This window comes from Ideonella sp. (genome assembly GCF_044358605.1).
In the GTDB taxonomy this organism is placed as follows: Bacteria; Pseudomonadota; Gammaproteobacteria; order Burkholderiales; family Burkholderiaceae_C; genus Ideonella.
The window spans coordinates 1-18,846 of record NZ_JBIKNQ010000002.1; the positions used below are offsets into that span (position 1 = coordinate 1).

Genomic DNA, 18,846 nt, shown 5'->3' on the forward strand with positions numbered 1-18,846 from the left:
TCGCTCCGCCGAAGCTGGCCCTCAGCCACGATCCGTTGCTGACCATCCCGACCGTCGTGGTGCCACCAATGCTGATGTCGTTGCCAGCCATGCTCAGCGTGCAGGTACTTGTGCAGCTCACATTGCCCGACACACTGCTGCTGGCGCCCATGGAGATGGTGCCCGAGCCCGCCGCCAAGTTACCGGTGATGGACGAGCCCGTGTTGAGCGTGGCCCCCACCGAGTTCACGTTGCCTCGGATGCTGCTGGTCGTCAGCGTCACCGCCCCTGTAACGTTCAGCGTCAGGTCTGCCGCACTCCCTGCGCTGTTGATGCTGGCCCCCGTGGCATTGAGCGCGCCATTGACGGTGATGGTGGCAGGCCTCGGGCTGTTGATGGTGACCGTGTCACCGTTGAGCAATGTGAGGCTGGTGCAAGTGTAGCTTGGCCCGGCGCCCGTGCAGGTGGCCGGTAAGTTTCCCGGAAACACATAGGCCACCGCCTGCACTGCGGGTGCAAACAGGGCCAGGCTCAGCCAGAGGGCCAGCCACTTCACAACAGAGGCAAGTGTGTGTGTCATCGAAGTCTCTCGACGGGTCAAACCAAACCAAGGGGCGGGCGGAGTGCCAGCACCTTCGATTGTTTGGGCGCACGCCAGACCTTGATCGTTCAAACAGGGGGACAAATCGCCCCTACTGAAGGGCTAAAACACCTCGCGCACATGCACCGAGCGCTGAGTCTCGGGCGCATAGACCCCAAAGGTGGCCCGCGCTGAAGGGTCGCGGTCGAAGGTGCTGACGCAATTGCCCTGGCGAGAGCGCAGCCAGGGCAGGCCCGCCCCGGTGCTGCTGGGGTTGGCCGCCAAGCAGCTTTGGCCGCTGCTGCTGCTGCCCAGGTTGATGGACAGATCCACCGTGCCCGTGCCACTGGGGCTGGGCGCCCCCAGCGTGATGAAGCCGCTGCCACCCGTGAGGCTGATGCCGCTGATGGCACTGCTCCAAGTGGCCGTGCTGTTGTTGTGGTTGAGCGTGCGGGCCCGCACCACCGAGGCGGTGGGGATCACCGTGCAGGTGTCGGCGCTGTTGGGCACCCAACTGCTGCCGCTCCAGTACTGCAGCTGAATCGGGATCTGCAGGCTGGTCTTGTCGCCGCCAAAGGCATTGCTCATTTGCAGGCGGCCGCTGCGCAGTGCCATGCTGCCCTCGGTGAAGCCGTTGGAGCTGACACCGTCGGGGTCGGTGGCGCGTAGGCTGATGGACTGTGGTGCCGTCAGCTTGTTGTTGAAGCTGTAGACCGGTGCGTTCGCTCCGCCTGCCGCCACACTGGCCACCCCCCGGTTGAAGGCACTGGCCGCCAGTGAGCCGCTGAGGCTCCCGGGCGGGCTGGCGGTGATGTCACTCAAGCTCACGGCCTTCGCAAAGTTCGGGCTGGTGTTGGTCGTGCCGTCGTAGTTTTGTGTGATGCTGTCCGCTAGGTTCTTGGCCGTGACTGTCACGCCAAAGGGTTGGCCGGCATAGCTAAAGCTGCCGCAGGCGGTGGTGGTGCTGACATCAAAGTGATGCGGCCGGAACAGCAAAGCACCCGTCGCAGGCGAATAAACGCCCGACTCAATCATCATCCAGCAGGTCTTGCTGCTCCCCGGCTTGGGGTCGCCGAAGTAGGCACTGGTACACGGCACATTGCCGGTCAGCCCGTGTTTGAAGAATAAGTTCGCACCTCCCGCATCAAACGACACCGTGGCCGTCGTTCCCGCTGGAACCACGCAAGTCCCGCTCTCTGACGCACATTGCCACGCAGCCGCCGTGCTGGTGACTGTCGAGAAGCCTGACCCCAAGTAGTTGCCGCTGCTCAGACGTGCCGTTAAGCTTGCACGCCCCACCTCGCTCCAGGACGCATTGCTGTAGCCGACCACGCCATTGGCGACCGCCGCTGGGGTGCCGGTATTGAAACTGCCGTCGACGGCATTCGTGCCGGTGGGCTGGTTGCGCACCCAGCTCATCGTGATGCTCTCAGGCAGCGTCTCGCGCCCAAAATTGGGGGTCGCCGCCATGGCCGCATTCACCGCCGTGATGGTGTAGCCAAATGAGCTACCTGCTGCAATGGCAGACCCCGGCTGATTGCTCAGCAAAAAGCCCTTAAAGGGTGCGATCACAAAGTTGGCACTGCCCGTCAGGCTGAGGCCGGCGCCGCTACCCGAGCCACTGGCGGATACGCTGAGCTGCATCTGACCCACGTCGTCGTACTGCACGGTGGTGGTGGTCTGACCATTCGCATCAAACACCAAGCTGCGGGTACTGGTGCTGCCATTGCAGGTGCCCGAAGGGTTGGTACTGGTGTTGGTGGCGGTCGTGCCGCCCACCAACAAGGGCCTGGTGCCGGTGGTCGGGTTGAGATAGCTACAGCCCACATTCACCGTCTGCGTGCCGGTGAAGGCCGGCGCACAGGCCAGGGTGTTGTCGGCCTTCTTAACGGCACTCAGGCTCACGGTCTGGCTGTAGCCTGCGCGGTGGTGGGGCACGCTGAGCAGAAAGCCTGCATCAGCCACCGTCATGGTGCAGACATTGGTGGAGTTGGCTGTTACCCCCAGGCCGCAGAACACCGGCTTGGCATTGGCTGGCGTCAGCGACAAGCCTGTCGCCCCCACCGTGGCTGTGCTGGGCGTGGTGACTTGCCCCACCACCGTGGTGGTGCTGCTGCCCGAGGCAATGGTGAAGGCCGCCCCGCTGGGAAAGTTGGCTGTCACGCCGGTGCCCGTCAGCGTCAAGGTGCCGGTGAGCCCGCCGGTGTAGAGCGTGGTGCAGGCGGCGTCGCCACAGGCTTTGACGGTGTAGGTGGTGGGCGCGCAGGTCACACCACTGTTGCTGCCGGCCGTGATTTCAATGTGGTCCAACAGCCTGCGTGTGACAATGAAGAAGCCCACCCCGCCCATGCCGTTGAGCACCGTATTACTGATCGTGGCCACACGCCCCGGCACGCCGGTGCTCACGCCCACACCACTGGCCACGCAGGTGGTGGCTGTCATGGTGGCTGAGGCCGTGCCGGTGCTGAAGTCGGCCGAGGTGGCGGTGGTCAACCACAGGTCGGTAGCCCAGGCGCCCGAGGTAAAGCCGCTGGGCAGCATGCTGTCGGGGATGCAGTGCTCAGTTGCGTGGGCACGGTGCCCGTCATCTGCAGGCGCCAGATGCGGCTGCTGCGGGTGCGCCCCGCTTGGGCCCCCACGCTGATGCTGGCGGTGCCGGTGGCACTCTGGCCGTTGTCACCGATGAGGGTGTAGGAGCGATCCGTGGCCAAGGCGGTGGCGCCCGTGGTGGGGGTGATCACACTCGCCGCTGAGGGCATGGCGGCGCCCGAGATGATGGTGATCTGGTCGCCGCTGTTGACCGAGCGTGAGATCAGCTGATTGAGCCGGGTCGTGTCGTCGCGGCCCAAGCCCACGATGTTGTGGTGGTAGCCGGAGTTGGCGGTCCAGATGGTTCCGCCTGCGCTGTTCAGATAGCTCGTTGCCGTGGCGCCGTTGCCGCCCATGGTGGCGCCGTACTTCACGCCCAAGTAGCTTTCGAGTTGGGCGGCCTGGGTGTTGCTCATGCTGCCGCCCAGAAATAGCAAGCCTTCCGCCAATACACCGCGGAAGGAATTGTTCCAACCTGAAAAGCCAACCCTGAATTCAGTGTTGTTGCCGGTGAAGGCACTCGGGTTGCCGGAGTTGACCCTGATCTGCCCGTCCCTTCGTATGCCCATCTTGGCGCCATTGGGCGTGGTGGCCACCGTGTCCATATTGAACAGCCAGACAGAGGATCTGTTCGCCAGGCTGGGGTCTGTGTAAATCGTTCGATTGCCGTTGCCACTGGCCCCCGCATCCCAGTACACGCCCCCGCCGTCCCAGCCCATGTGAAACGACAAGCGCCCATCAGCGCCCACTGGGCTCAAAGCATCTTCAAAAAAGACCCAGCTGTACTGCGTCTGCGTGGACACATAGCCCACCATGGCGTAATGCGCTTGGTTCCAAGTAGAGGTACCCAGAAAGCTGCTGGCAGAAAAGAACTGCGCTGCTGCCGTGGTGGTCGCGTCTGTGGTGAACTCCACCACCGGATTGAAGTTAATGTTCTGGGCGTTGTTGTTGCGGAACTTGGGCCGCGTGGCACTGCCGCTGAGGTTCTTGGAGGAGTTGGCATCATTGGCCCAGGTGATGATGTCCGCGTTGTCACCCAAGGACAAACTGCCCGCACGGCTCCACCACGCTGCGCCGCTCAGCCCGCCCGGCCTGGACGGGGCTGCCACGAAAGCCAGTTGATTGGCCACGAGCTTGTAGAGCTCAGCACTCGACTGAAAAGTGTTGTTGAGGTAAATGTTGGTGGCCATGACCCGGCCACTGGCGTTGACAGCCACCATGTTGATGCCATTGGCATCCCGGGCCAGCACGGTGGAGCCCGCCGTGAGCGTGGGGTTGATGTAGTTGGTGTTGTGCCAATAGCTGATGCCCGCCACATTGACACCATTGAAGACAGGATGGCTGTTGGCCTGTACCAAGGTTCCCGAATAGCTGATGCCAGCGCTCGGCCCGTTCGCGAAGGGCGAATATCCAGCCGTGAAGATGCGCCCGCCAATGCCCCAGGTGCTCGACAGCGCGTAAGTGGCCACCACCACACCTCCGCCCGCATCCACAAAGTTAGCCAAAGCATCGCCAAACACATTCGCTGCAGGCGAATGGTTGGTGTACATCAGCACCGCGTTGTAAGTGCTGAGATCAGGTACACCGTTAGCGCAGTCATGGGCGGTGACCGAGCTGAACAAGCCCGAGGCCATGAGCTGAGTGGTGGGCGCACCACTGGCCGAGCCGCCTTCGCAGACGATCACCAGCACCTTGGGCTGGCTCCAGCCTATGCTGGGCATTGCCAAGAGCAACAGCAAGAGCCACCGCGCCATCCCGGACCACAAGCTGTGGACAGAGCGTGCGGAGATCGCGTGTGTGATTTGAGGCAAGAACATGGATGAACCTTGAGCAGGTGCGCGGCAATACGGCCGCTTCGCAGCCGCAGCATCGCCTCACGCGATTCTTGGGGCGTAGCGCTGGCTGCAATCTGCCAAATACCGCCTGCTTTTGCCTGCACCTCCAGGGCGCGGCTTCATTACACCTCGCGCCAGCTCATGCGCCCGAGCTGCTTTTGCCACTACACCAGCATGCCGTGACCAGCGGCAATGTCGCCATCACTTCGCACAAGGCGAAGCCACCGGCTGCGATGGCTGTGCGGAATGAAATGCAAAGGGGCGTATCTCTCGACACGCCCCTTTGGCTATAGGCCCGGTACGGGCCGGCCGGCTCCCAGCGATCTGCCGGCCCAGACCGGGCCGTGGTCACTGACTGACACCAGCGATTACGGACCTGTCCGAATGCCTGTGAAGGTGGCGGTTGCCAGCGCGGTGGCGCCCGACATGGCCCGCACGGTGCAAGTGGCCGTGGTGCCAGCGGGGGCGGCTACCGCGGCGGCCGTGATCACGTACTTGGACTCCAGGCCGCCTTGCAGCAGGCTGGCGCCGTCATCGCAGTTGTCGACGGCCACGCATTTGTTGGCCGTCACCACGTTGTTGGTCAGCGAGCAGCCGCTGTAGTTCAGGTTCATGGCAGCGGCCAGTGCACCGGCGACGCCCTTAACGGCGGCGTCTTCAGCGTCTTGGCGCATGTCGATGAACTTGGGCAAGGCCGTGGCGGCCAAGATGCCCAGGATGACGATCACGACGATCAGTTCGATCAACGTGAAGCCTTGTTGTTGGCGGGTTTTCATAGGAAGACTCCTTTCTAGGGGTGGGTCAGTGACAGGACTCAGGAACAAGGGACACGGCAGGCTGTTGGCCAGGAGCTTGGGCTTGCACGTAAAACAACTCACAAGAACCTTCTTCGACCGGTCGGACCTGAACTGAAAGCGCAGGCACGCCGTTTGCCAGAAATTCACGCACTTGGAAGTGCGCGGCGGCTGGCTCACCCGCCGACAGACCGACAAGTCGGCCAATGCCATTCATCGTGGCCGTGGGGTAGCGGTGCTGGCCGCTCACCACCAAACGGCCCACCGTCACCTCGGAGCAGCCCGAACGCAGCGCTGCGGGCCCCGCGGCCTGGCACTGCAAAAAGAAGAGATCGGCCGCAGTGCGCATCTGGCTGGCCATGCGCGACAACATGACCTGGCGAGCGGCCACTTGGGCCTCCTTCAATCGAGGCAATGCCAGCGAAAGCAGCACTGAGATGATGATCAACACAACCGCCAACTCCATCAGTCCAAAACCTTGGCCCCATTGCCTTAACCGACCTCACCCAACTGTCGAAGGCTGAGACTTGCCCCCCGGGCGCGCGCGAGTAGTCGATCCAAGTGACACGCTTGTCATGAACGCTAGACAGTTCAACAAGAGACGCGAGAACAGCGGTCTTACTCCTGAAGACTGAGCTGGAGTCGTCGTCAAGGTCTCGGACCTTGGCCTCCGTTTCAGACCAGTTTCTGCCGACAGGTATTCCTGATGACCGCATTACCGCTGCTGCGACAGCAAAGTTGAAGCGCGCTGAGAGCACTGAGCAGACGCGCAGAGCGCTTGCCTCACGAGCAATGGTGTCCAAGTCCTTCATTCGTCATCTCCCCAATGAATAGACGCCCTCGGGATGCAAGCATTGCACCTGGGGCGTAACTTTGGGGTGAGTGTAGATCCAAGCGAATCAGACGACAGGAATTTCGCGCCCGCGAAAATTCACCAGCAGATCAGAGCTTCTGCACCTGAAGCACCAGCAAGATTTCAGAACGGGAGTTCTCGGCACCCTTGGTGTCAAGCATACGAGGGAGGAATGAAAGACCGTCACGGGTCTGAGACTCCCTGTTCTCTGTCAGTCCTCCCAAAACAATGACATCGCCATCTTGCAGCCCAACAGAGGTCTGAAGCGCTCGTTTGGTAAGGGTGGGGGAATTGTTCACCCCGGTGGTGGTCGCTACAAAGTTTGAAAGCTGCTGGTCAATGCTCAGCTCGATGACCGACTCCCGCACCATGGGCTGAATGTCGAATATCACGCCAGAAGATCGGTATTCGACGGACTGAATGGCCTGGCCTGAGCCCTGGGCGTAAGACAGCGCGCCAAGAACGGGAACATCCTGTCCAACAGAAAAGCGCCCTCTGGCACCTGATCGAATGCGTAAGGATGGGGATGACAAGACCTTGAAACGGTTGTCGTTCGAAAGGGCCGCGTAGATCAAGTCCAAAGAGGTCGATTTGAGACGGACGAAAGTGCCGACGTTGCTTGCCCCACCGATGCCGGCAGATAGCTTGCCGCCTACAACGGAGGCCAACAGACCGAAGGCGGAACCGCTCTTGTCGGAGCTGCTGACTTCGTAAACGACACCTCGGACAACCACCTCGCCGACTACGGTATCCACTTGAGGCAAGAGCTTTCGCAACATCTCGACTTCCCGAGCTTCTCCCGAGAAAACAAGTGCGTCTGCAGACTGATCCAGCATGGCAGCCGCAGAGCCATCTGCGACAGACTTGTCTGATTTCGACCCTGGCGAACTGATACCTCGATTGACGGAGAACCCGCCCTTAAACAGTGGGCCGAGCAGCTTTGCCAGGTAGGGAACGTCTCGAAACTTCGGGATGTAGACAAAAACCTCCGGTTCGATCGCCTGAGCCTCAGTAGTCTTGCGTTTGGCGATGAAGTCCACGCCATCCCGAGTCTCGACAACGTAGCCGAGAGAGCCAAGGAAGGCCCGCAAAAAGGCTTTCAGATCGCCCCGATCTGTGGAGAACCTAAAGGAAACGCTGCGGCTATCGGCAAGCACTTCAGGGTCAAGCACGAAAGGTGTCGTGATCGCTTCTGCATAGAGCAACTGGATCACCTGGCCGACGCTGATTGCGGCGAGATCGAACCGATAGGGGGATGCCTTGGCTAGGCCTTGTGCCGCCGTAGCTAGGCAAGTCACGGCCATGACAATGAGGACAACGAGACGCTTCATTGCTTACTCTCCGACAAAGCAACGCGGCTTGTCGAACCAGACCAGGTGGTCACACGCTCACCGTCCACATCACCGACCATGACAGCACCAACATCCTGAAATGCAGAGGGGTGCTCAAGACGTACCCGGCCACCTTCTCCAACCAGGACGACAAAGGCCTTATTCCCAATCGTGAGAGAACCTGAAATGCGCCAGCTTTCCGAGACGGCGACAGGCTTTTGGTGCCCTAGGTGAGGCGGCAAATCTTGGGTGGGAGGACTGCCAGTTAGCGCGACCTTTGACCCTTCAGTGCCACGAGCTGGACGTGGCGAAAAGAAATTCTTGATGCCATACACACCGAGCGCCCCAAACAGTACAAGACATCCCGCAAGGAACCAGAGCTTCTTGGAGGCCAAGAGGTTCTGACGCTTGTCGACGTTCACGGTCTTGCCTTCGACGCCGCCTTTGAAGCTCGAGTACAGCGGGAAGACGGCCTTGTCATACTTACGGACCCAAGTACCGATCATGGTGGCCTTCGTCATCTTAGACCCCTCCCACATGTTTACGGAGTAGGTATTGCCGAGACCGAGGCTCACTTTTTTGTGGGTCCGAAAGGAGAAGGCGACCACGCTCCTGAGGAATCGATGCAAGGTGCTCATGTCCTGAATCATGAGCACCAGGTCGCATGCCACGCCGCTGTCTTGATGCACGAAGTGTCCATGCTCAAGGAAGAAGCTCTTGTGCTCCTTCAAGAGCTTGCAGTCGGTTCCCCAAAAACGCCACGCCTCATCAATGCAGACGAGGTCGCCTGGCTGGCAAAAGGTTTCAGTGATGGCGCTCTTCTTGTCGTCGTAATAGGGGAAGAAGTCAGTCTTGAAGACCTCTTCATTGGTGCAATGGACGACCTGGCCGAGTTCGGCAATCGACAGATCACGGGTCTCTGCAACGTATGCTCTGATGAGGTCGTTGTCGATGCCGTCCACGTTGGTGACCACGCGGCGACCTTGCGCCACCGCCTCTAGGATGACTTGGGAAACGACCTCATAGCTTTTGCCGGAGCGCATGAGGCCGGTATAGACATTGATTGGCATGCAGGGAACTTCCGTTTTCGCGTCCGCGAAAATCAACCGATGACGGGTATGCGGCGAATGATGAAACGAGTGGTGTAGGCAGACACAACCATTGCGATTCCGGTCTGAACCATGAACACGTCAAGGAAGTACCAGGTCGAATTAGTCACGCTGGCCATGGCACCATTTACGGCGCTGCCGTTGGGAAGAATGGACGTGATTGCCGCGATGAACTCGGTGGTGACGAAGTACAGCGCGAAGAAGACAGCAAACTTGACCAGTACTGAACGTACAAGCCAGGCCAAGACCGTATTCAGTGCAGAAAGCAGGATTCCGAACATGGCGGCTGCCTCAGGCTGAGAGGATGATCAACAAGGCCAGCAAGGCCCACGCAAGCGCCATGGCAGTCTGGATAACCGGCTTGTTTTCATCCAGCAAGGTGCAATGCCCATCCATGATCTGCGTCTCACCAAAGAGATTGAGTGTGGGGCGCGGACATACGGATATATGACTTCCAGGCGTGAAGCTACGCAACTCCGGCATCAGGCCAAGAACTGGCGCAAGGATCTGAGCCGCAGTCGGTGTCGTCTCTAGCTGAGGTGCGCCAATTGACGGGTCAGCTCCAAGGTTGAGTTGCGCTGACGAAGCTCCAGGATTGATGGTCCCGGTTGGTTGTGTTTGGGTTCCGTTGCTTGTCCCAATCGGGCTACCTGAAACGGGCATCGTCCAGGGCGAGGGGCCAGTTTGAGGGGATACAAACTCGCCAACGGTCGGATACTGAGTCGGATTGCTGGACTGCCACGCGGACACGTCGCTAGTAGTGACAGCATTGGCGTAGCTATAAGGCAACCCAGCGTATCCAGGTTGGCTGGCAGCCTGCTTCCAAAGTTGATTGGCTATTGCTGCAACGACGGCGGGATTGAGCGGCTTCTCTTTGTCGGAGCTGGGAAGGTCAGCTATGGCAGTTTGAAGATCAACCGCTGTCTTTGCGGGAACGGCTCCAGGTGGAGTGAAAAGGTAGGGACTGCATGACTTCGTGCTCGCAGTGTAGAAGCTGCCTTTTGCACAGCTTGCAGGGGCACCACCCTGTGTGAGGCTTGCCATGACGGAGCCACACAGCCAGTGCGTTGGGTCCGGTTGCGTGCAGGTCACCGGAGCGGGATTTTGCTGGCCGCCACGCTTCAATATGTTGTACCTGGCTTGCTGCGCGACAGACACACCATCACCCCCATAAAGGATGGTCGTTGCATCACTTGCAGACCAGTAGGTTCCACCGGAGCTAATCCCATTTGATGGGTCGATGTCTATGGTGACTGCGCTGCCTTCATCGATTTTTTGATCGCTGCGGAACAGCCAGTTCATGAGACCACCGATTGCCATGGTGACGGCGTATCCAACAACGGTACTGATCCCTGCGACTATGGCGACTCCAACCCAACCCGGGGCAGTCGCGCCCGCGAGGAGCACACCCGTCACTGCACCTGCTGTGCCACCTGCGACAGTGGACACTCCGTTGATCGTGGCGGTGACGTTGGGAGCCCACTTTGTGCTGCCGCTGGCGTCAGTGACAGGGGAATAACCCATATCCCCTGCCTTCTTGTAATAGACGCCCGAGAGAGTGGATTGCATCTTGGCGTAGCTGGAGGCATTTCCCTCAACATACGAGCCGATGATGTTCCCCTTGGTGTCGAAGACGAGTGTGGTTGCAGCAAAGGCATGCAAGGGCAGCATGACTAGGCTGATGCAGAGCTTCACGAGCAACAGAGTTCGCCAATTCATTCGTCTAGCCCCTTCACGACGGCCCACGCCGAAACCATGCCAAGAGCAAAGATGAACAAGTACCAGAGTTGGGAATTTGTCATCGCAGACCTTTGGACTTTTTCCACTCTCTGTACTCATGAGACCGTTGCTCAATTTCGTACTGGCGTTCGAACTGCTGTTCGCGTCTCCGCGTTGAGAACCAGTCCAAGTGCGACGACAGCCCCCACGACCAGGCTTCTTCGCCTCGCAGCATCGCGAGCAGGTTCATGACAGCAAAGATGACGGCGTAGATGCCCGCAATCGTTGCACCAACACTCATCACTGCTTGAACAATGTCGGACGCGATGATCTGCTCCAGGATCGGGCCGAGATCAATTGGTTGCATGCGTTCCCCTGAAAGTTAAAAAAGGGCGGAGCATCGCTGCAACCGCCCTTGTGCTGCTCATGCAGAATCAGCCGCCACGCAGCATGTTCAAGACGATCTTTGCCGCCTTGATCGAGACGTAAATGACGGCCAAGATGGCAGCAACAGCCATGATCCCTGCCGTCACCACACCCTGCTGGTCAGAGAAGGCACTGGTGATTGGCGAGAGGTCGATGGGCGTGGTGGCAGCATTGGCTGCACCAGTGGCAGCGACGGCGACAAGAGCTGCCAAGCGATGGTTGAACTTCATTTGGTTTCCTTTCAAGAACAAAGCGGGAACCGCCCGCCACGGATTGGGCTAACCCTTGCGGATCAGACTCAAAACTGAACCTCCGACACGCGCTGCAATGAAGCAAGCGATGACGAAGGAAAAAGATACGGACCAAACAGCCACGACAGAGGCCGGGTCCAATGGCTCTACGGCCATGTCAAAGAGGGACGCTTGCGAGGGATCAACGACATAGCCCTGAACCCGTGAAGGCACGTAGAACTGGGTACCCACCTTGGGACAAGCGACCTGCTGGGCGCTTGTCGCAGAGGTCGCAGGGACGCAAACAACAAGGGTCTGAGTGGTTCCAGTAGCCATGAAGGGTGATTCGCTTTTCGCGTCCGCGAAAATCAGTGCTCACGCACGTCGTCTAGGTACGCGCCGAATGGCACTTCCTCGTCGGCAGTGCCGAGAACATCCAGGTTGACAATCACGGGCTCATCGTCCAAGTCCGCCCAGTCCTGCACGAGCTGCAAGGCCCGTTCAGGGTCGGACACGACGCCGCCGCCAGCTTCGGCCAGCGAGCGAACCCATGTGGGCTGACCATCGCGCAGACCCGGGCAAAGGAAGCGCCCGGTAGACTGGCTTTGAACGATGAGCCTCATGTTCAAGCCGCCTGCTTGACCTTGTCCAAGGGGCGAATCTCAACCAAGGTCAGCTTGGCAGAGTCTTCCTTGGCAGCGGCCATCTCGAAGACGGCCTTCGCCTTCAGCGGCAGGGAGTTCCCGAGGTGCGCCCACTTGTCGAACTCCTTGGCATCACCCAGCTTGAAAGGACGCGTCACGCGGCCGATGGAGCGGCCAGCACCGTTCTCCTTCAGGTCCACTTCACAATGGAACGTGCACGAGCTGAACTCGCGACCCTCATAGCTGCCGGAAGATTCCTTGACCGCATGAACGATCACTTCAGATTCAAAGCGCATGGTTATTTACCTCGGAAAGTTGCCACATGGGATAGGTCAAGCCAGAGCTGGGCAAGGCTCTGCGACCTGGGAGCGGGAAGCGGCTGCGGCGAAAGCAGCCTTGAGTTCTGCGGGGTTGAAGCGCTGAAGACGACCGGGCAGCTTCTGGCCCGTGACAAGACGGAGAAAGTCTTCATCGCCGAGGAACTTGAACGCGGCGGCAATTGAGGCGGAAGCGGTCTGGAATGACCACTTAAGGTTGCGGAATACCTCGGCTTCAACGGTCATGGGCGCTAGGCGCCCGTCTGTAGGTACAAGCTCAGGTGTGAACGACTCACCAGCCTCCGCAAGCACAGTGGCATGCCAATCGCTTGCGCCACCGAAGAAGTCAGCGGGGCGGCGAAGCATGTCGGTTGAGAGCTCGCGCAATTTGTTCCCATAGCGCAGCTCGACACGAACCCACTTAGATTCAGCTTCCTCGCCAAAGAGCTGGTCGCCCTTTTCGTAGACGTTGGTTTCCTTGCCCGCTTCCTTAGAGCCGATGTATACCGAGCGAGAACGCCCCTTCAACCAGTTGATGTCCCTGATCTTGAGGCGACGCCCGCCAACGTCGCAGAGGCCAGCGTGGTAATCCTGCGCTACGCGTTCAATACCGCCGCTGAGGCCATCGAATAGGTCAAGGGCAAGGTCGCAGCGCGTAATGTCGGCTGCCAGTTGGTCGCATAGGTCAGCGAGTCTTTCGCTCCAACCGAAGGCGGCGAAGGTGCAGGCTGCGCCGAACAGGTTGACGTGAATGGTGCCAGCCTGGGCAGTCTGGCGCGGACTCTCCGACGAAGCACCGAAGCCAACCCAGCCGCACTCAACATCGTTGCGAAGGATCGGCCAGCGGTGCCTATAGAAGTCATGCCCTTTTCCAAGGATAGGAGAGCGTGCAAACTCAGGGCCAAGCAAGAGCGCAACACGATCAGCCAACTCTGCAGCCTGCCCGCACGCATTGCGTTCACAGTCTGGAAGCGCGTTGATCAGCTTATAAATCTGCGATAGACGGTATCCTTCGTCCCAAATGTTGTCGCTGAGTACGGGGACTTCATTTCGCAACGAAGGTGCATTGCGTGTTCGAACGGTGAAGCGAAGCCAGTCAACATGAACCAGCGAACCCGTATGAAGGCGCTCAGCTTCGAGGCGCAACTTGATGGTGTTGCCGTCAGTGACCAATGTGGCCTTAGCGGGGCGGGTCATAGGAGCACCTGAGAGAGGTTATCCCCGTGATTACCATCGGGGACCATCGCACAGTCCCGCAAAGAAGCCGCCTTGCGGCTCACCGTGCGTCCGTCCTCGCTGACGCTGCGGGCGGGCGCACGCTGCGCCGACAAGGTGGCATAAAGCTGTATGTGAGGGTTGCGCAGCTCAGGCCAGAAGTCGAGCTGCTGGACAAAGTGGGTGCGAGGCTGACGCTTCACAGTGCGAACTCCTGGGTGCGCTCAGCGGCCTTCAGCCGAATGGCTTCGACATTGATGAAGACGCGCTTACCGATGGTGATCTGAGGCCAGTAGCCACGCTCAGCTTGGGCGACGAGGACACCAACAGGTAGCCCGATGGCGTGGGCAAAGGCCTCACGATTCATCAGCGGAACCGAAGGTGCGGCTGGTGAGCTGGATTGCAGCGGAAAGTCAGGGGCGCCCATAATGAGGTCTCTTGCTTACCAAAAATTGGTGTGCGATTAGCTTACCAGATTTTGGTAAGAAACCAACCAGAAATTGGAAAAATGACGCCTGAACGTTTCGATGGTGATGCCAGCGACTTCCGCGAGAGAGTCATTTGGGTTGTCCGGAACTTCGCCGGACGGCCAACTCGATACAAAACGCTGGAAGAGCGGTTTGGCATCAGTGCGCGCAAATGGCAGAACGTGTGCAACCACGTCCAGCAGCCAAGCATTGAAATGGTTGCAGCACTTGCGACCGTCTATCCGTTTTTCCTGTCATGGATGGTGACGGGGCACGGCCGGACGATCACGCAGATGGACCCTCAAGAGGATTGGTTCAAGAACCTACTAGGTGCGCTTGAAGAGTCGCCAGAGGTGCAGGAAGACGTGCTGCACAGGTATGCGGATCGCCTTACGGAAGACAACGGCATACGCGTGAGTGACACAACAACTTCAGCCGTCGATCCAGCGAAGCGGGTCGAACTCGAAATGGCGCTTGCCAAGAAGTCAAGCAAAGCGACACGGGCAGCAAAAACGAATGGCGATCAAGAAGACTGACGCAGGATGGCTGGTAGATAGCCAGCCAGGTGGGAGAGGCGGGAAGCGATTTCGCAAGACGCTCAAGACGCAAGCCGAAGCAAAGGCCTATGAGGCCTGGCTAACAACACAGGTCAATCAGAACGCAAAGTGGCAACCTGAGAAGCGAGACACACGAAAGCTTCGTGAACTGATAGACCTCTGGTACTCGCACCATGGCTCGGGCCTGAAGGCTGGCGTCAACACGTACAGCCGCCTCAAGCTCGCATGTGATGCCATGGGCAACCCCGCTGCCGACAGCTTTACGGTCAACACCTTTGCCACCTACCGTACCGATCGGCTTGCGGCAGGCATCGCACCGAACAGCGTGAACCGTGAGCATGCCTACCTGCGCTCGGTGTTCAACGAACTGCGCCGACTAGGCCAATGGAAGAAGCCCAATCCACTGGCCGAGCTGCGCCAGTTCAGAGTGCAAGAGCGCGAGCTGTCATATCTGACGACCGATCAGATTCGCGATCTGCTTGACAAGTTGGCCGAGGGGAAGAACCGCCATGCGGCCATGATCGCAAAAGTCTGCTTGGCCACTGGTGCGCGGTGGAGCGAGGCAGAGGGTCTCGAAACGCGCCACATCCGAAACAGCCAGATCCAGTTCGCTGGCACGAAGTCCGGCAAGGTACGCACGATCCCGATTGACCCCAGCTTTGAAGCCGAACTGCGGAACCACCACGACAGGGCGGAAACTGGGCAACGCTTGTTTGCCTATGCCTATTCAGCCTTCCGAGATGCCATCGAGCGAGCGGGCATCACGCTTCAGGATGGTCAGCTCGCGCACGTCCTGCGCCACACCTTTGCATCGCACTTCATGATGAACGGCGGCAACATCCTCGTGTTGCAGCGCAGCCTTGGCCACGCGAACCTGACGATGAAGATGCGCTATGCGCACCTAGCGCCCGACCACCTGCAAGAGGTGGTGAAGCTGAATCCGTTGATTTCGTTGAATCGCAGCTGAGAAAAAGAGAGGGAATTGCAGTCGCTCTCCGGGCATCCCCAGTCAATTCAACAAGAGAGGCTTGTATTGGTCGGGAAGCAATGCATATTCTCCCCAGCCCAAACGTTGCACACACAAGCCCAGGCCGCTGCTAGTGACCTCGCCCCAGAAGATCACCACACGTCCCACTGATTCATCGCCAATCCCCTTACTGGACTGAGCCGAATCTTGGTCTTTCAAGTAGAAGTCCCTGATGTTTGGATGACAGCGCAACTTCGTCATCCTCGTATTGGTGGACCTTGGCGGGCGGCCAGGATTGAACGAGCGAATGATCTCGCCAAAGTAAAGACGGGGAGTGTCATCCTCGGCTTCGACAGTTGCAACATCGACAAGCGCATCTATGAGACGCACAGCAGCCGATGCACCGGGAAAATGGTAGTGACGATAGAGATTGAGATCAAACCGGCGGCAAATGCTTTGGACGGTGGACAGCTTCGTTGGCAATCGAAAGACACCGCCGTGATGCCTTGATATCGGGACATCGGCACTTGGGCCGTCCACATCCTCTACGTGGGACTGATCGTAGGTGCCAACCACAAGTCCTCGCGAATCTGGCGGATCCTTCAAGAACCCGCTGACCAAAACCAGTTCCTCTTGAGCAATAGCTTGCTTGGCCAGCTCCTCGGAGTCGAACTTCTTACCTTACGGCTTCGCCGACTTCAGATCGCAAAGAACATGCTGGTTCGAAGGGAGATGCGCATAGCACGCGAGTCTCCCATTTGAAAAAATCTGCTTATCCTTCGGGGTCCGGCTGAGGGGAGTGAAACAACCAGGGCAATAGAGGAAACCATCCATGTGCGCCTCGTACCCAGCAGGCGGCACCTTCTCGGCCCGATCTTCCAGCACTTTCCGATTGCCAGTCTTGGAGTCCCAGAAGCGGTCGTAATAGGCGAACTTGATTCGACTTTTTGCAGCGCGCTCAGCCATGCCCAATGTCCTAGTCTGCCTTCACGAGAAGGCTCTCCCGCAAACATACACCGCCGACCGCAAAGAAAGCGTCGGTTGACACTTCGTTGACGTGCGATCGAAGGACAAAGACCAAAGATCGCCTAACTGATTGATTTTATTGGTAGGCCGTATAGGACTTGAACCTATGACCAAAGGATTATGAGTCCTCTGCTCTAACCAACTGAGCTAACGGCCCCCGGAAACGGGTCTGGCCACAGAGGCGGTGGGTGCCCTGGGCAGAAGGGTTGCGATTGTAGGGGGCTTGCGAGCGCCTTTTGGGAATTCAGCGCTGCGAGAGCGCGTTGCCCACGAGCTTGGAGGTGATGTCCACGATCTGGATCATACGGTCGTAGGCCATGCGGGTGGGGCCAATCACGCCCAGCGTGCCGACGATGCGACCGTCAATTTCGTAGGGTGCTGAAACCACCGAAAGCTCTTCGTAGGGCACGACGCCGCTTTCGCCCCCGATAAAAATGCGCACGCCCTCGGCGCGGCTGGAGGTGTCGAGCAAGCGCAGCAGATGGGTTTTTTGCTCGAAGAGGTCGAACATCTTGCGCATGGCGCCCAGGTCGTTGCCAAAGTCTTGCACGCCCAGCAAATTGCGCTCACCGCTGACCACGACTTGCTCTTGGTTTTCTTCCATCACCTCAGTGCCCACCTGCACGGCGGCACGCATCAGGGTGGCAATCTCTCCCCTCAGCACATCGACTTCTGACTTGAGGCGCAGCCGCACCTCTTCGATGGTGAGGCCCCCGTAATGCGCATTCAGGAAGTTGGTGGCTTCGACCAATTCGCTTTGGCTGTGGTCATGCTGGGTGAAGAGCACGCGGTTTTGAACATCGCCATCCGGTGCGACCAAGATCACCAACACCCGGCGCTCCCCCAAGCGCAAGAACTCAATGTGCCGAAACACGCTGGCCTTTTTGGGAGCGGAGATCACGCCCACAAAGCTGGAGAGGTTGGACAGCAGCGTGGCCGCTTGGGCAATCACACGCTGGGGCTGGTCCGGGTGCAATGGCGCTTCGGCCATTTCGGGCATGCCGGCGTCCACGGGCCTGGCGGTCAGCATGGTGTCCACAAACAGGCGATAGCCGCGAGGGGTGGGAATGCGCCCCGCCGAGGTGTGCGGGCTGACGATCAGGCCCAACTCTTCCAGGTCGGCCATGACGTTGCGGATCGTGGCCGGAGACAGCTCTAAACCCGAGGCCTTGGACAAGGTGCGCGAGCCCACGGGTTGGCCGTCCGCGATATAGCGTTCCACCAGGGTTTTGAGCAGGGATCGGGCACGGTCGTCCAACATGGGGCCATTGTACGGATGTGCCCTGTAATGCGCCTGACGTGCACGGGGGCTGTGGTGTAATTCCTCGCACCATGCCGACCCGTTTTCGTCACGCCGCGCTCGTGGGCAAACACCAAGCACAGGGCATTCGCCCTTTGCTGGAGCAGATCGCCCAATTTTTGACCCGCCAGGGTCTGGATGTCTCAGTCGACCGCGACACGGCCTTGGCCACAGATTGGAACGAGTACGGCGCATTAAGCCCTGCCGAGATCGGTGCGCAGTGCGACATCGCCGTGGTGGTGGGGGGCGACGGCACCATGCTGGGCATCGCCCGCGAGTTGGCCCCCTTCAACGTGCCTTTGGTGGGCATCAACCAAGGGCGGCTGGGCTTCATCACCGATGTGCGCGGCACCGATTGGGCCGAAGCGCTGGGGCCTATCGTGCGCGGCGATTACGAGGAAGAGCGCCGCTCCATGATGGAAGGCGGCGTCTGGCGTGACAACGAAGCCATCTTCCAAGGCATGGCCCTGAATGATGTGGTGGTGGCTCGCGGCCCGACCGCCAGCATGGTGGAGCTGCGCGTGGACATTGGCGGCGAGTTCGTGGCCAATATGCGCGCAGACGGCTTGATCATCGCCTCACCCACAGGCTCCACAGCCTATGCCTTGTCTGCGGGCGGCCCCATCCTGCACCCTTCCGTGGGCGGCTGGATCGTGGTGCCGATTGCGTCGCACACCCTGTCGAACCGGCCCATCGTGCTGCCAGACACGCAGGAAGTGCAGGTCACCATCGTGTCGGGCAAGGACAGCAGTGCCAATTTCGACATGCACAGCTTGGCCAGCCTGATGCACGGCGACCAAGTACGCGTGGGCCGCTCCAGCGTGGCCGTGCGCTTCTTGCACCCCAGAGGCTGGAGTTATTACGCCACCCTGCGGCGCAAGCTGCGCTGGTATGAGGGTGTGGTCTGA

The 18,846-nt window shown here is 59.5% G+C and carries 21 protein-coding genes, 1 tRNA gene and 1 pseudogene; 3 read left to right on the forward strand and 20 right to left on the reverse strand.

Annotated elements, in window-relative coordinates; translation table 11 throughout:
- The 16 genes and pseudogenes from ACIQ3Q_RS00790 to ACIQ3Q_RS00865 all read right to left on the reverse strand — a co-directional run.
- Positions 1-559, reverse strand: a 559-nt coding sequence (locus ACIQ3Q_RS00790) for a hypothetical protein (RefSeq protein ID WP_396267045.1), incomplete at its 3' end; no start/stop codon positions are given.
- Positions 560-682: 123 nt separating this feature from the next.
- Entirely contained in the window at positions 683-3,100 is a 2,418-nt protein-coding gene (locus tag ACIQ3Q_RS00795; RefSeq protein WP_396267046.1) for a DUF6701 domain-containing protein, read from the reverse strand.
- Positions 3,049-4,965 (reverse strand): hypothetical protein, encoded by a 1,917-nt coding sequence (locus ACIQ3Q_RS00800; RefSeq protein WP_396267047.1) that lies wholly within the window; start codon positions 4,963-4,965, stop codon positions 3,049-3,051. The genes ACIQ3Q_RS00795 and ACIQ3Q_RS00800 overlap by 52 nt, the downstream gene beginning before the upstream one ends.
- A gap of 386 nt (positions 4,966-5,351) precedes the next feature.
- Positions 5,352-5,759, reverse strand: coding sequence for a type II secretion system protein (locus ACIQ3Q_RS00805; RefSeq protein ID WP_396267048.1), 408 nt, complete (start codon positions 5,757-5,759; stop codon positions 5,352-5,354).
- A gap of 25 nt (positions 5,760-5,784) precedes the next feature.
- Positions 5,785-6,252: pseudogene (locus tag ACIQ3Q_RS00810) on the reverse strand (type II secretion system protein); the annotation flags it as partial.
- 467 nt (positions 6,253-6,719) lie between these two features.
- The gene (locus tag ACIQ3Q_RS00815) at positions 6,720-7,961 is read right to left on the reverse strand and encodes a type II secretion system protein GspD (RefSeq protein WP_396267049.1); all 1,242 of its coding nucleotides are present in this window, start codon (positions 7,959-7,961) and stop codon (positions 6,720-6,722) included.
- Entirely contained in the window at positions 7,958-9,031 is a 1,074-nt protein-coding gene (locus ACIQ3Q_RS00820; RefSeq protein ID WP_396267050.1) for a zonular occludens toxin domain-containing protein, read from the reverse strand. Before ACIQ3Q_RS00820 ends, ACIQ3Q_RS00815 begins: the two co-directional genes overlap by 4 nt.
- Positions 9,032-9,063: 32 nt before the next feature.
- Positions 9,064-9,351 (reverse strand): DUF2523 family protein, encoded by a 288-nt coding sequence (locus tag ACIQ3Q_RS00825; RefSeq protein WP_396267051.1) that lies wholly within the window; start codon positions 9,349-9,351, stop codon positions 9,064-9,066.
- A 10-nt stretch (positions 9,352-9,361) separates the two neighbouring features.
- Entirely contained in the window at positions 9,362-10,741 is a 1,380-nt protein-coding gene (locus ACIQ3Q_RS00830; RefSeq protein WP_396267052.1) for a hypothetical protein, read from the reverse strand.
- 127 nt (positions 10,742-10,868) lie between these two features.
- Complete coding sequence (locus ACIQ3Q_RS00835; RefSeq protein ID WP_396267053.1) at positions 10,869-11,156, reverse strand: hypothetical protein; 288 nt, start codon at positions 11,154-11,156, stop codon at positions 10,869-10,871.
- A 67-nt stretch (positions 11,157-11,223) separates the two neighbouring features.
- A complete protein-coding gene (locus ACIQ3Q_RS00840; protein ID WP_396267054.1) occupies positions 11,224-11,445 on the reverse strand; it encodes a hypothetical protein in 222 nt (73 codons plus the stop codon).
- 368 nt (positions 11,446-11,813) lie between these two features.
- Positions 11,814-12,068 (reverse strand): hypothetical protein, encoded by a 255-nt coding sequence (locus ACIQ3Q_RS00845; protein ID WP_396267055.1) that lies wholly within the window; start codon positions 12,066-12,068, stop codon positions 11,814-11,816.
- A 2-nt stretch (positions 12,069-12,070) separates the two neighbouring features.
- A complete protein-coding gene (locus tag ACIQ3Q_RS00850; RefSeq protein WP_396267056.1) occupies positions 12,071-12,385 on the reverse strand; it encodes a hypothetical protein in 315 nt (104 codons plus the stop codon).
- Between the two features lie 36 nt (positions 12,386-12,421).
- A complete protein-coding gene (locus ACIQ3Q_RS00855) occupies positions 12,422-13,603 on the reverse strand; it encodes a replication initiation factor domain-containing protein (protein WP_396267057.1) in 1,182 nt (393 codons plus the stop codon).
- Positions 13,600-13,824, reverse strand: a complete 225-nt coding sequence (locus ACIQ3Q_RS00860; RefSeq protein WP_396267058.1) for a hypothetical protein — start codon at positions 13,822-13,824, stop codon at positions 13,600-13,602. The genes ACIQ3Q_RS00855 and ACIQ3Q_RS00860 overlap by 4 nt, the downstream gene beginning before the upstream one ends.
- The gene (locus tag ACIQ3Q_RS00865; RefSeq protein ID WP_396267059.1) at positions 13,821-14,048 is read right to left on the reverse strand and encodes a hypothetical protein; all 228 of its coding nucleotides are present in this window, start codon (positions 14,046-14,048) and stop codon (positions 13,821-13,823) included. The genes ACIQ3Q_RS00860 and ACIQ3Q_RS00865 overlap by 4 nt, the downstream gene beginning before the upstream one ends.
- An 81-nt stretch (positions 14,049-14,129) precedes the next feature.
- Between ACIQ3Q_RS00865 and ACIQ3Q_RS00870 the strand changes: the two genes are divergently transcribed.
- Both ACIQ3Q_RS00870 and ACIQ3Q_RS00875 read left to right on the forward strand, forming a co-directional pair.
- Positions 14,130-14,624: a hypothetical protein gene (locus ACIQ3Q_RS00870; RefSeq protein ID WP_396267060.1), complete on the forward strand. Its 495-nt coding sequence runs from the start codon at positions 14,130-14,132 to the stop codon at positions 14,622-14,624.
- Complete coding sequence (locus ACIQ3Q_RS00875) at positions 14,605-15,612, forward strand: tyrosine-type recombinase/integrase (protein ID WP_396267061.1); 1,008 nt, start codon at positions 14,605-14,607, stop codon at positions 15,610-15,612. The genes ACIQ3Q_RS00870 and ACIQ3Q_RS00875 overlap by 20 nt, the downstream gene beginning before the upstream one ends.
- A 42-nt stretch (positions 15,613-15,654) precedes the next feature.
- Here ACIQ3Q_RS00875 and ACIQ3Q_RS00880 read toward each other — a convergent pair whose 3' ends face one another.
- From ACIQ3Q_RS00880 to hrcA, 4 genes are all read right to left on the reverse strand, one after another.
- A complete protein-coding gene (locus ACIQ3Q_RS00880) occupies positions 15,655-16,188 on the reverse strand; it encodes a hypothetical protein (RefSeq protein ID WP_396267062.1) in 534 nt (177 codons plus the stop codon).
- Positions 16,189-16,293: 105 nt separating this feature from the next.
- A complete protein-coding gene (locus tag ACIQ3Q_RS00885) occupies positions 16,294-16,578 on the reverse strand; it encodes a hypothetical protein (protein WP_396267063.1) in 285 nt (94 codons plus the stop codon).
- Positions 16,579-16,718: 140 nt separating this feature from the next.
- Positions 16,719-16,795 (reverse strand) — tRNA-Ile (locus ACIQ3Q_RS00890).
- An 87-nt stretch (positions 16,796-16,882) separates the two neighbouring features.
- Positions 16,883-17,899, reverse strand: a complete 1,017-nt coding sequence (hrcA, locus tag ACIQ3Q_RS00895) for a heat-inducible transcriptional repressor HrcA (RefSeq protein WP_396267064.1) — start codon at positions 17,897-17,899, stop codon at positions 16,883-16,885.
- Between the two features lie 71 nt (positions 17,900-17,970).
- Here hrcA and ACIQ3Q_RS00900 point away from each other — a divergent pair, with 71 nt between their 5' ends.
- Entirely contained in the window at positions 17,971-18,846 is an 876-nt protein-coding gene (locus ACIQ3Q_RS00900; protein ID WP_396267065.1) for an NAD kinase, read from the forward strand.